The 13,651-nt window shown below is 35.0% G+C and carries 7 protein-coding genes; 6 read left to right on the top strand and 1 reads right to left on the bottom strand.

The window, feature by feature from the left end; translation table 11 throughout:
- Positions 1 to 82 precede the first annotated feature (82 nt).
- Complete coding sequence (locus tag GQ47_RS02815) at positions 83 to 1,561, bottom strand: ankyrin repeat domain-containing protein (protein ID WP_035645164.1); 1,479 nt, start codon at positions 1,559 to 1,561, stop codon at positions 83 to 85.
- A gap of 330 nt (positions 1,562 to 1,891) precedes the next feature.
- Here GQ47_RS02815 and GQ47_RS02810 point away from each other — a divergent pair, with 330 nt between their 5' ends.
- The 6 genes from GQ47_RS02810 (at position 1,892) to GQ47_RS02785 (ending at position 13,591) form a co-directional block, all read left to right on the top strand.
- Positions 1,892 to 3,493 (top strand): Na+/H+ antiporter, encoded by a 1,602-nt coding sequence (locus tag GQ47_RS02810; protein ID WP_035644532.1) that lies wholly within the window; start codon positions 1,892 to 1,894, stop codon positions 3,491 to 3,493.
- Positions 3,494 to 3,596: 103 nt separating this feature from the next.
- Positions 3,597 to 4,637 carry a LacI family DNA-binding transcriptional regulator gene (locus tag GQ47_RS02805; RefSeq protein WP_035644530.1) on the top strand — a complete coding sequence of 347 codons (1,041 nt, stop codon included), beginning with the start codon at positions 3,597 to 3,599 and terminating at the stop codon, positions 4,635 to 4,637.
- A gap of 527 nt (positions 4,638 to 5,164) precedes the next feature.
- Positions 5,165 to 8,332 (top strand): SusC/RagA family TonB-linked outer membrane protein, encoded by a 3,168-nt coding sequence (locus GQ47_RS02800; RefSeq protein ID WP_035644527.1) that lies wholly within the window; start codon positions 5,165 to 5,167, stop codon positions 8,330 to 8,332.
- A gap of 13 nt (positions 8,333 to 8,345) precedes the next feature.
- Positions 8,346 to 9,977: a RagB/SusD family nutrient uptake outer membrane protein gene (locus tag GQ47_RS02795; protein ID WP_035645161.1), complete on the top strand. Its 1,632-nt coding sequence runs from the start codon at positions 8,346 to 8,348 to the stop codon at positions 9,975 to 9,977.
- 35 nt (positions 9,978 to 10,012) lie between these two features.
- Positions 10,013 to 11,377, top strand: a complete 1,365-nt coding sequence (locus GQ47_RS02790; protein ID WP_035644524.1) for a glycan-binding surface protein — start codon at positions 10,013 to 10,015, stop codon at positions 11,375 to 11,377.
- A gap of 12 nt (positions 11,378 to 11,389) precedes the next feature.
- A complete protein-coding gene (locus GQ47_RS02785) occupies positions 11,390 to 13,591 on the top strand; it encodes an endo-1,4-beta-xylanase (RefSeq protein WP_035644521.1) in 2,202 nt (733 codons plus the stop codon).
- Positions 13,592 to 13,651 lie beyond the last annotated feature (60 nt).

The raw sequence follows: 13,651 nt of genomic DNA, 5'->3' as shown, positions 1-13,651 counted from the left end.
TGAATTATGAGTTATGAGTTTTGAGTTAAGAATTGTGAGTTACGAATTGAACTCAAAACTCATAATTCATAACTTTTTAATTTTATTTTAAAAATTCGATTGATATGTTTTGTTTTGTCAAAGACTCATTTTCTTTTGCTAAAGCATAAGCACTTTCGTCAAATTCTGTTGTAAGTTCTTTTTTAGCACCGATAGAAAGCAAGTATTTCAAGATAGTGTCATCTTTTGCAACCATTGCAGCTTTATGAAGTGCAGTGATTCCGTCTTTATTTTTTGCATTTACATCAATATTTAAAGAAGCTAATTTTTTTACTAAAGAAAGATCGTTTTTTGCGGTTGCAAAATGATATAAAGTGCTTCCGTCTTTTTGCGGAGTAGCAAGATTCAATCCTTTTTCTTGTAAAAGTTTTGCTTTAGCATCAAAAGTATCTTGTTTAGGGTCTGGTCTGTAAGCTTGAACTAAGTAAAAACCTAAATTATTTCCGTCTTTATCAAGAACTTTAACATCAGCACCTTTTCCTAAAAGAAGCGCAACAGCCTCAGGAGTTCCTGATTTTACTGCCATTGTCAAAGCCGATTCTCCTTTTGGATTTTGCAGATTGATGTTTTTTGCCGTTGGTAATAACAATTCTAAAGCGCCATTTTCTCTCGCGCCTGCAGCAATCATAAATGGCGTATTTCCATCATTGTTTACTTTATTTGCATCAACGCCTTTTGAAAGAAAATAAGCAATAATTTCTTTTTGATTTGGTTTTGTTGCCAATAAATGAAGTACGTTATCACCAGATTTTGAAGTTACAGTTGGTTTTAGTTTCAAATCTTCAACTAAAAATTTATAAGTTTCAAGTGAAGTTGTTTCTCTACGGCTTCCCTGTGTAGCAAATAAAAGAGCATTGTCAGTAGCTTTTACTTTTCTGTCTAGTAATTTTTTCAAAAGAACAATATTACCTGTTCTGGCTGCATAATCAAATGCAGTGCTGCCATTTTTGTCAGTATCTTTTAATGATAATCCTTTTGTAGTTAAAAAATCGGCAAGTTTTAAATCTTTGTCAGATGGAATTCCTAAAAGCAATAAGTTTTCTCCGTCTTTATATTTTTTCTTCGGATCAATTCCAGCTTTGAAAAAGGCTTCGTAAAGTGCCGGATCCGATTGTCCGTTGCCTGCAGCAAAAACAAGTGGTGTAGTTCCGTGACTGTCTTCAAAATTAACATCAGATCCTTTTGATATTAAATAGTTTACTAATTCGGTATTGCCTCTGTAAGCAGCCCAGTGCAAATAAATACGATTATCGTGTGTAGATTTGTTTATAGGATTTCCCGGCTGATCTAATAAGAATGTTATAGTTGCGAAAGGTGCATCATTGTTAATGGCTAATGTTGTAACATCAAAAGCATTTGCATTGGCTTCTGCAGGATTGTTTCCTTTTGCAATTTCAGCTTTAACTGTTTCTGTATTTGGAGTTGTTTTCCAAAATGAAGCTTCTAATAATGTGTTTTTTTGCTGAGCATTAACAAATAAAGCGGTAGTTAATGCTAAAGAAAGAAAGATATTCCTTTTCATATTTTGGTATTTGTTGTTTTTCAATTAGTTAAACTTTTTTATTCTTTTGGCTTAAATCATTTACAGAAAATGATTCTATTTAGAATAAATAAAAATAACGCAAATGTAAAAATTAATATCAGTAAATCAATTTATTTGGCTCAGAAACTTTGGTCTTAAGCATATTTTAAGATTTTTTTTCTTCTATAAGACATATAAGAGAGATAAAAGTTTAATTCAGTCTTAAAATTTATTTTATAAAACAAAAATGGATATAATTCTCATTAAATATTAATTTAGTGGCCATTTCCGAATGGAATCAAAATTCAAAAACCAAAAAACAATTTTTACATGGAGAATATAACCGTAATTATCATGTTACTGTTTGGAGTCGCTTTTTTAAGCTTAATAAGCAAAAAGTATAATTTTCCAATTCCTATTGTATTGGTTCTTTGCGGTGTGGCAATCAGCACAGTTCCGGATTTGCCAGTTATAGCCTTAAATCCGGAAGTAGTATTTATTATATTTTTGCCACCGCTTTTATATCATGCAGCCTGGTACACAAGCTGGTTTGAGTTTAAAAAAACAATTCGCCCAATTACACTCGCTGCAGTCGGACTGGTTTTATTTACCACAATTTCCGTTGCTGTAGCAGCACATATGCTTATAGATGATATTTCCTGGCCGTTAGCATTTTTGCTTGGTGCAATTGTCTCCCCTCCAGATGCAGTTTCAGCAACTTCAATTACAAAAGGACTTGGATTGCATCCGAGATTAATTGCCATTCTTGAAGGTGAAAGTCTGCTTAATGATGCGAGCGGACTTGTAGCTTATAAATATGCGCTTACAGCTATTGTAGCAGGGAATTTTGTGCTTTGGGAAGCAGGTTTGAACTTCTTTATCATGTCGACTTTAGGAATTGCAATAGGATTGCTTGTTGGATATGTGATGAGCATTATTCATACAAAATTTGTTTGTGATGATATAATCGAGGCAACGCTGACACTTTTAACTCCTTTTGCATCTTATTTAATAGCAGAACATTTTGAATGTTCGGGAGTGCTTGCGGTTGTGACAACAGGTCTTTTTCTATCGGCAAGATCTGGTAAAATTTTTACTCATGAAAGCCGTATGATGGCTGGAACGATCTGGAATATTTTGACAAATATTTTAAACGGACTGATTTTTATTTTAATCGGACTTCAGTTGCGTCATATTATTGCAGGAATCAGTAATTATTCGGGAACTGCTTTGTTTTTATGGGGAGCGAGTATAAGTGCTGTTGTTATTTTGGTGCGTTTTTTATGGATTGTTCCGGCAACATTGCTTCCGAGATTTCTTAGCAAACGAATCCGTGAAAACGAAGAATTTGATTATCGCAATATGATTATTTTTGGCTGGTCTGGAATGCGTGGCGTGGTTTCTATGGCTGCTGCATTGGCTTTGCCATTAATGATAAGCGAAAAAGAAGCATTTCCATTTCGTAATCTAATAATTTATTTAGTTTTCTGTGTAATCCTTTCAACATTAGTTATTCAGGGGCTTACACTTCCGTGGCTTATCCGAAAATTAAAATTACAACCTTATTCTATTTTAGCAGAGGAATATCAAATTAGAAATGTGATTGTTTCTGAGACTATTGCACACATTGAAGATAACTTTTCATTGCTTAATGACGATTTGCTCCATAATATTAAAAGCAAATATGAAGTAAAATTTAATCGTTTGCAGAAAACAGAACTTCCGGCAAATTTCTTCGGAAAAGGAAATGTAATGGGAGGGGAGATTTTTAATGATTTTACAAAACTTCAGATTGATCTGTTGAATGTTGAGCGAGCTAAACTAGAAGTAATGCATAAAAATGGTGCTGTAAACGAAGAGATTTTTAGAAAAATTGAAAAAGAGCTGGATCTTGAGGAAACACGACTTTGGATGGAAATGTATGACGAATAAGATAATTTGAAAATTAGATAATTAGGCAATTAATTCAAGTCAAATTTAGAAATCATATAATGTTGTAAAATAACTTATATTTACATCTCATATTATTTATTTCATGGAAGAGAATAAACATGTAACGATCTACGATATTGCAGAGAAGTTGAATTTAGCAACTTCCACAATATCAAGAGCTTTAAAAGACCATCATTCAATAAGTGATAAAACCATAAAAAAAGTCAAAAAAGCAGCCAAGGAAATGGGATTTGTTCCTAATACTCTGGCAGCAGGTTTGCGCGGTAATAAAACAAAAACCATTGGAGTTTTGATTCCAACGGTTACTCAGCCGTTTTTATCATCCTTAATTAGTGGTATTGAAATTACGGCACAAAAATCCGACTATTCTGTAATTATTATGCAGTCGCATGACTCGTATGCAGATGAAGTAAATATGGCTAAATCATTGTACAGTAATCGTGTGAGCGGTGTTATTTGCTCGCTTGCTATGGAAACGCGTGATACGTCTCATTTTGAACAATTCTCAAATAATAATATTCCTCTGGTATTTGTCGACAGGGTTCCAAAAGATTACAATACTTTTAGAGTTGTAATTGATAATTATTCGGCTGGTTATAAAGCTACCAAGCATCTTATTGAGCAAGGTTGTCTTAGAATTGCCCATTTGACTGCTGGCGCAGAATTTGGAAATCTGTATAATGAGAGAAGAAGAGGCTATATGGAAGCCTTAAGGGATCATAATTTGCCCATAATTGAGGAATTGATTGTTGATTTGAAATCGGTTACTTATGAAGATGGAGTAAAAGCAAGCAACAAATTATTTGATTTGAAACCAATTCCAGACGGAATTTTTGCATCGGGAGATATTATAGCGGTGAGCGCCGTTCAGACTGCGAAAAAAAGAGGAATAAAAGTTCCTGAAGATTTAGCGGTTATTGGCTTTAATAACGACCCGATTTCTGAAATTATCGATCCTAATTTATCGACAATTACCCATCCTGCAGAAAAAATGGGAAAAGCAGCTGCAGAAATCATCATAAAAAACTTAAAATCACTTAAAGAGAGTGAAGTTCAGGAAATTACATTCTTAAATACCGAAGTTTTGGTTAGAGAATCGTCACATCGAAAAGACATAAAGTAATTTACGGCTTAAATTTCTATACTATAAAATCCCGCTATTACAATAGCGGGATTTTTTTGCCTTTATGAGCAACCGATTGTCTTTTAAGTCTATTTTTCTGAATAAAATAGGCTCGTTGGCAATTTTCCCACAATGCTTAAGTACAACTGTCAGATTACTTACAATTTCCTTTGTCTTATAATTGTAAGTAGAATTTAAAAGAAAACTGATTTTTAATTTTTGCTTTTTTTTTAACTAATCGATCCAATCTCTAATTTATCTACAACGTTTTCGTGATTAATTGAACCTGTTTTGTATTATTTTTAAAATTTTAGCAAAATAATTATATTATATGTTTTTAAAACAGTATTTTTTTTAATTATTCTAATAAAAAAATCGCACAACCGGTTGTGTGTTATTGCATTTTATATATATTTGTTCAAATAAAGATTTGTTTTGGCTTCATTTAATCAAAATGTATACTAAATAATGAGTCTGCAAAAAATAACTAACTAACCATAACTATTAACTAATTAAATTAACCATTTATGACTAACTTTTTAATTGCTAAAAGCAAATGGAAATACTTTAAAAATCTGGGGATGCTGTTCCTGATGTTTGTATTTTCTGCTGCAGTAAATGCCCAAACCACAGTATCTGGAGTAGTTTCAGATGCAAATGGTCCAATACCTGGAGTTAACATCATTGTAAAAGGAACTAATATTAATACTGTTTCTAATTTTGATGGAGCTTATACCATTCACACATTGCCGGCTAATGGAGTTTTAGTTTTCAGCTTCATCGGATATAAAAGCAAAGAAGTAGCTGTTGCTAATCAAACCAAAATAAATGTTACGCTTGAAGAAGATTTAAATGACTTGAAAGAAGTAGTGGTAGTAGGTTATGGTACCATGAAAAGAGGCGATTTGACTGGCGCCATATCTTCTATATCAAGTAAAGCAGTTGCAGAATCGGTAACAACTACTGTCGATCAGCTTTTGCAGGGACGTGTAGCGGGTGTACAAATTCAGGCAAACAGCGGTGCGCCGGGAGCAAGTTCTTCGGTTCGTATTCGTGGAATTAGTTCTTTAAATGGATCAAATGAACCTATATATGTAATTGATGGTGTTATCATCGATGGTACGGCGAGTTCAACGACTTCAAATCCATTATCTTTTATAAATCCTTCAGATATTGTTTCGATGGATGTCTTAAAAGATGCTTCAGCAACTGCGATTTATGGATCAAGAGCGGCAAATGGAGTAATTATCGTTACAACAAAACGTGGAAAAAAAGGAGATTTAGCGCTTAATTTTGACAGTTATGTAGGCTGGCAGGAAATTCCGAAACACTTGGATTTGCTAAATTTAAAAGAATATGGTACGCTTAAAAACACGCGTTCAGATTTAGGAATTGTACAACGTGACAATACTTTCATCAGACCTGATTTATTAGGAGAAGGAACCGATTGGCAAAAAGAACTTTTCACAACTGCCCTAATGCAGAGTTATAACTTATCAGCTTCTGGAGGTAATGATGCAACAACTTATGCAATGGGAATTGGATATCTAGATCAGGAAGGTATTGCTATCGGATCTGGTTTTGACCGTTTCAATTTAAGAGGAGTTATTGATTCTCAATTAAAAAGCTATTTTAAAGTGGGTGTAAATTTTGCAATGAGCAAAACCAATCAAACGACAACTGTTAATGATGATGCTTTGATTTTGACGGCACTTAAACAAACTCCAAACGTTGCTGTACGTAACGCAGACGGAACTTTTGACGGTCCAGATACAACTGAATTTGTTCAAAACAACCCAATTGGTCTGGCTTCTATCAAAGACAATCATAATATCAATTATAATATGAGAGCGAGCACTTATGCTGAAATCAGTTTTACAAAAGACTTGAAATTAAAAACGCAATACTCTTTAGATTATAGTTTTGCAAATAATTATACTTTCAGTCCATCTTATACTTTTGGCGCTCTTGTAAATGATGTTCGTGAAGGAACCAGAACAAAATCAAATAGTGATTTTTGGCTTTGGACAAATTCGTTGAATTATAATAAAACGTTCGGTTCGCACAATATTAATGCAATGGTTTCTCAAGAGATGCAAGAGTCACATTGGGAAAATCTTTACGGTTATCGTTCAGGATATTTGACTAATGGAGCAACAGACTTAAATGCTGGTGATGCAACAACGGCTAAAAACTCAAATGCAAGTAATACAAGTGCTTTAAAATCTTATTTTGCGAGATTAATATATTCTTTCAGTGACAAATACATATTGACAACGACTATTCGTCGTGACGGTTCTTCAAAATTTGCTGAAGAAAATCGTTGGGGCTGGTTTCCATCTGCTGCAGTAGCCTGGAAAATTTCAAATGAGGAATTTTTAAAAGACAGCAAAGTGGTTAACAATATGAAATTACGCGTTGGTTGGGGAGAAGTAGGTAACCAAAATGTACCAAACTTCGCTTATACTTCGACATATAATGCTTCTGCAACAAATTGGGGTACAGGACTTCTTGCTGCCAATACAGCAAATAAGGATCTAAAATGGGAAACTTCTTCTCAGACAAACGTGGGTCTTGATTTAGGTTTCTTAAACAACAGAATCGAACTGACTACAGATGTTTACTATAAAAAGACTAATGATTTGCTTTTACAATTGCCTCTTCCGGCTTACGTTGGTACAACAGGACAAGGAGCAACATCTTCTCCTTGGGTAAACGTTGGTTCGCTTGAAAATAAAGGTGTTGATTTTACATTGAATACTTTAAACATGGACAGAAAAGATTTCACTTGGAGATCAAATGTTACGTTTTCAATGAACAGAAGTAAAGTTCTTGCTTTAAATACTGAAACAGGAATTTTGAATAAAAGCATTCAGCAAGGTTCAGATGTGACGATTGTTACACGTACAGCCGTTGGGGAACCAATTGGTCAATTCTACGGATACAAAGTAATCGGCCGTTTTGAAAATGCAACTGACTTTTATTATAAAGACAAAAACGGTATGGTACAGCCAACTGCTTTGCCTGAAGGAATGAAAATTGGTGAAAGCGGAGTTTGGATTGGGGATTATATTTTTGAAGACATCAATAAAGACGGTGTAATCAACGAAAAAGACCGCGATTATATTGGTAATGCAAATCCTGATTTTACTTTTGGCGTTAACAACTCATTTTCTTTCTTAGGTTTTGATGTAAGCGTTTTGGTAACGGGTTCTTACGGAAATGATGTTGCAAACTACCAAAGACGTTGGTTAGAAAACCCTCGTGAAAACACAAACTTATTGACTTCTGCTTTAGGATATGCACAATTGGAATTAATTGATCCAACAGGGCCAAACGATTATCGTAACGTTCACATTGTTGGAGGAGATTCTTATATGCCTAGAATTGCGGCATCATCAGCGGCTTCGTCATCAAATTACCGTTTCAGCAACCGTTTTATAGAAGATGGTTCTTATGTGAGAATTAAAAATATTTCGATTGGATATAATCTGCCTCAGAAATTATATTCTAAATACGGAATTTCAAATATCAGAGTGTATTCAAATGCTCAAAATATTTTGACATTCACGAAATACAAAGGGTATGATCCAGAAGTTGGTTCGTTAAATCAAGATGCTCTTTTAACAGGTATCGATAACGGGCGTTATCCTTCGCCAATGATTACTACACTTGGATTAAATGTTAATTTCTAAAATATTGCTAACGATGAAAACAAAAAAAATATTATACTCGGTTCTTTTGATCGCATTACCATTTGTTTGGACTAGTTGCAGTGATCTTTTAGATGTTGAACCCGAAGATCAAATTACAAAAGAAAATTTTTATCAGTCAGAAGCTGATTTTCAGGCTGCGACTGGACCGCTTTACAATAAAGTTTGGTTCGACTTTAACGACAAATTTTATTATGGTTTAGGCGATGGACGTTCGGATAATTTGTATGCACCATATTCAGATTATGTTTATCCATTTACAGACTTATCTGAAACAGGATTGACTGGGCCTTTAGTTTCGGCTTGGGGATCATTATATAATGTTGTGCAACAGTCTAATAATGTCATTATTGGTATTTCTGATAGTAACGTAAATACGACTATTAAAAACAAATATATTGCCGAAGCTCGTTTTATGAGAGGAACTGCTTATTGGTATTTGGCTTCGCTTTGGGGTGATGCTATTATTACTACAGATCCTAGAGAATTGGTGAAAAATCCGATTGTAAATAAAAATCCGATGAAAGATGTTTATGAATTTGCAATTCGCGATTTAGAATTTGCAGCAAAATATCTTCCAGAACAAGCGGGTCAGGCGGGACGTTTGACAAAATATAGCGCTTACGGAATGCTTTCCAGAGTTTATTTGTCTTTTTCAGGAGTAAGTGATAACCCAAATAGCGGTACAAGAAAACAAGAATATCTTGATTTGGCTAAAAAAGCAGCTGAAAAAGTAATCAATTCTGGTCCGTACAAATTAATGGCCAATTATGCAGATTTGTTTAAAATTGACAATAACAATAATACCGAATCAATGTTTGCGCTTCAATGGGTTCCAAATGGAGATTATGGAGTGAATAATATGCATCAGGCTTATTTTGCATTAGGTTCTGATGTTACAGGAGATGACGCGGCTTGGGGATATTGGACAAGAGCTTCTAATAATATTTTGTATGAATATGAATCTAAAGATGCCCGCCGTAAAGCAACATGGATGGCTGATGATGATTTTTATCCAGAGATAAACAAAGCAAACGGTGGTTATACAGTTGATCATTCAAAAGATTTCCTGACCGTGAAAAAAGGTGTTGTGGGTTCTACAAAAGACAATCCTAAAACAACTCGTATGAATTCAGGTTTAAATACTTATATGTTGCGTTTAGGAGAAGTTTATTTGAATTATGCTGAAGCTGCTTTAGGGAACAATGCTTCAACTGCAGATCCTCTTGCAATTAGTGGTGTAAACATGCTTCGCCAACGTGCAGGACTTGATCCAAAAGCAAGTTTGACTTATGCAGATATTATCCACGAAAGAAGAGTAGAATTATGTATGGAAGGTCAATATTGGTATGATTTGGTTCGCAGATCGTATTACAAACAGCAGGAAGTAATAAACTATGTAACGTCTCAAAACAGAGGAACTATTGTACCAATTTTATATGATTCGGCAACAAATACAGTTTCAGTTGATGCTACGAGAAGTAATAGCACACGCTCTATTGGTGTAATTGATGCGACTATTTTCCTTTTACCTTATCCGGAATCAGAATTGGTTCAGAATCCGTTGTTGAGAGAAAATCCAGTTCCTTATGAGTTTAAGGAAGAAAAAATCAAAGACTTATTCTAATAAGCTGAAAACAATAAATCTAAAGAAAGATTAATATGAAATATATTTTAAATAAAAAGTATTGGGCACCCATCGCATTTCTTGGAATGATGGTTTTTAGTATGCTGTTTACTGCCTGTGACAATAGCGATGGAGCAAGTAACCAAATAGTAATTAGCAAAGTATTTCTGGAGGATGTAAATTCAACTGTTCAGGACAGAGAAGTGAATTTTGCCCGATTAGGCCAGACATTGCGCATCGAAGGTTCAGGATTTACAGGATTAAGAAGAGTATTTATAAACGGATATTCAACCTATTTTAATGTCGTTTTTGTTTCTGATAATTCAATGATTGTTAGTGTTTCTGCGGATACGCCAACAATTGAAGCTGATCCGGCGGTAAGAAATACAATTCGTTTTGTAAATGATAATACTGAAACGACATTCAATTTTGATATTCGTTCAGGAAAACCTGTTATTGATGATATTTCGAATACAATGCCAAATCCGGGTGAAATTATTACGGTTTCTGGCTCAGGTTTGACAGAAGTTAAAAAAGTAGTTTTCCCTGGAAATGTTACGGTTACAACAGGAATTGTTTCAGATCCTGACGGTGAATTTTTTACAGTTAAAATGCCAAGTGGAGTTTCAGATCTTGGAGGTTCATTATTTGTTGAGGGTTCAAACGGAGGCGTTTATTCTCCGGCATATTTCAATTTCAAAAAAGGGTTGCTTCTTAATTTCGACGGACAAGGACAACACGGATATTGGGGAACAGGTACAAGTATGATTCAGCCAGAAGATTTAGAATCGGCTGCCATTGGAACAGTGAATGTTTCGCAAGGAAAATATGTTCCGCATCGTCCTGCTCGTATTGCTTCTTTTGATGCTGGAAAAAATCGTCTTTCAGAAACCTGGACTGCAGGAAACGGAGTAGATAACTGGAGAACACAATTAACGCCATATATTCCAGCAAATACACCGCTTGATAAAGTAGCATTTCAATTTGATGTTTTTGTTCCGGATGTTTGGAAAGAGTCTGGCTTCTTAAAAATCTGTATGATTAATAATTTTAATGGAGGAGAATGGACAGGCGCTGTTTATAATTATGTTCCGTGGATCGTTGATGGAAAATCAGCTGAGTTTAAAACAACTGGCTGGAAAACCGTAACAATTCCGTTAAATAAATTCTACGCTTGGTCTAAAGAAGCTTATACTTTCGAAACTGTTTTGGCTTTCCGCGAAGCAGCGACTTATCAGAATTTCGGAATCTTTTTCGAAAACTCTAATGTGAAGCTTAAAGATGTCACAGGAACTGCAAGTGAAGTAGAATTTGCAGCAAAAGCAACTTCTGTAAAAGTGTACACAGACAACTGGAGAATAGTTTCTTTAAACACGCCAGTTTATAACGATTTTAACTAAAAAAGCATCAAAATGAAATATAAAAATATACTTCCAATAGCTGCCTTGTCATTAATACTTTTATCATCTTGCGATGATAATTTAATGGACTGGGAAAAAGATCCGGAGCATGGTGCTGTAACTGGCGCAGAGCTTCCATTAGAATTAGTTGAGAAAATTAGCCGTTACGAGCCGTTAAAAAACTACACCAATTTCGTTCTTGGAAACGGAATTGGAGCAGATTTATACCTGAACGATGCCGCTTATCGCAAAATTGTAAATGAAAATTTTGACGAAGTTACGCCAGGATATGAAATGAAACATGGCGCAATGGTAAACTCAAAAGGAGAAATAAACTTTGCGACAATGGATGCTTTTATAGCTAAAACTAAAGAAGCAGGTTTAAAAGTTTTTGGTCATACTTTAGTTTGGCATTCGAATCAAAATGCAAGTTATTTGAACAGCATTATTGCGCCAACGGTAATTCCGGGTTCAAGCGGAACTAATATTCTGGATATTGCAGGTTTAAAAAGCGGTGCTTTTACAAACTGGGCAAGAAATAATCCTGGAAAAGGAATTTCGGTGGTTGCAAATTCAGGACTTACAAGTACTTCACAGGCAGTTCAATTGCAGTCAAGTGCGACATCTTCGGCAGCATATAGTTTACAGCTGACATCGCCAAATGTTCCTATTAATACTGCTCATAATTACGAAATCTCATTTTACATTAAATCGGATGTTGCCGGAAAAGGCCGACTTTCTTTTAATGCATCTTTGACAAACCAATATCCTTATAAAGATTGGTATGCTACCGGAGGGTCTTGGACAGAAGCTTTTGCCACTACATCATCTTGGCAACAGGTTAAAATTAAACTGGCTCCAGGCGATTTTAAAGCAGGAAGTACCACTTTCCAGTTTAATATAGATTTGGGTTATTTGCCAAATGTGACCTATTTGATTGATGTTAATACTTTAGCAGTTGTAGATTTAGATGCGCCTGTAGGAGTTACAAACTTGGTTTCCAATGGTAAATTTAATACAGATATCAACGGATGGTCAAAATACAATGGAGCAACTGATGCTTTAAGTCTTGCTGGAGCCGCAAATGCATACGAAGGAAACGGGGCAATGAAAGTTGTAAACGCTACCAGTGATGCAGCAAATCAATGGAAAACACAGATTCACGCTGATTTTACTTCTACGTTAACTTTAGACAAAGACTATACAATTTCTTTTATGATTCGTTCTGAAGCAACAGGTTCTGTACGTTGTTCAACAACTGGTACAACAGCACATTATCAAGGAGATCAGGCCACTTCGCCAACATGGAAACTAATTGAATGGAAGTTTAAAGGAAATGGAACAGAAACGGGATTGAATTTTGACTTAGGAGGAACTGCAGGAACGTATTATATAGATAATGTGGTCGTTTCTGACGGAAGTTCAAGCGGAGGCGCAACTCCACCAGTTAATATCGATAAAACAGATGCTGAAAAAACAACTATCATTGGTAACGCAATGGCAGACTGGATTACTAAAATGATGGCGCATTATAAAACAAGCGTTTTTGCTTGGGATGTTGTGAATGAGCCAATGAAAGAAGATGGAACGTTGAGAAGCGGAAATGAAGGCGATACAGCAACAGATTATTTTTCTTGGATTAAATATTTAGGAAAAGATTACGCTGTAACTGCTTTTAAATTAGCGCGTACAAACGGAAATGCTACAGATAAACTTTTCATAAATGACTATAACCTTGAATCAAGATTAGACAAATGTGATGGTTTGATTGAATATGTAAAATATATTGAAAGCAAAGGCGCTACGGTTGACGGAATCGGAACTCAGATGCACATTTCGTTGACAACCGATAAAGACAAAATTGTTCAGATGTTCCAAAAATTAGCAGCTTCAGGAAAATTGATTAAAATTTCTGAGCTTGATATTAGATTAGGAACTGCAACGCCAACTGTTGAACAACAGGCGTCTCAAGCGGCAATGTATCAATATGTTATCGATATGTATAAAAAATACATTCCGGCAGCACAACAATACGGCATTACAATTTGGGGCGTTTCAGACAGCGTTAAGGAGCACGAATACTGGCTTCCTAACGAATCTCCAAACCTTTGGGATGCAAATTATGTTCGTAAACATGCTTACAAAGGAACTGCCGACGGACTTGCAGGAAAAGATGTAAGTACTGGATTCTCTGGTGAATTAGTAAAAAAGTAATAGTTTCATTCTAAAATAATCCATGACACAAATTCCATTTCGGGTTTGTGCATGGATTAT

The organism is Flavobacterium sp. ASV13 (genome assembly GCF_000745775.1).
Taxonomy (GTDB): Bacteria; Bacteroidota; Bacteroidia; order Flavobacteriales; family Flavobacteriaceae; genus Flavobacterium.
This window is presented reverse-complemented; position numbering and strand designations above follow the sequence as displayed.

Bases quoted from the DNA above. Each gene is read 5' to 3' on its own strand.
- GQ47_RS02815 (WP_035645164.1), bottom strand. From the start codon at position 1,561: ATGAAAAGGAATATCTTTCTTTCTTTAGCATTAACTACCGCTTTATTT.
- GQ47_RS02810 (WP_035644532.1), top strand. From the start codon at position 1,892: ATGGAGAATATAACCGTAATTATCATGTTACTGTTTGGAGTCGCTTTT.
- GQ47_RS02805 (WP_035644530.1), top strand. From the start codon at position 3,597: ATGGAAGAGAATAAACATGTAACGATCTACGATATTGCAGAGAAGTTG.
- GQ47_RS02800 (WP_035644527.1), top strand. From the start codon at position 5,165: ATGACTAACTTTTTAATTGCTAAAAGCAAATGGAAATACTTTAAAAAT.
- GQ47_RS02795 (WP_035645161.1), top strand. From the start codon at position 8,346: ATGAAAACAAAAAAAATATTATACTCGGTTCTTTTGATCGCATTACCA.
- GQ47_RS02790 (WP_035644524.1), top strand. From the start codon at position 10,013: ATGAAATATATTTTAAATAAAAAGTATTGGGCACCCATCGCATTTCTT.
- GQ47_RS02785 (WP_035644521.1), top strand. From the start codon at position 11,390: ATGAAATATAAAAATATACTTCCAATAGCTGCCTTGTCATTAATACTT.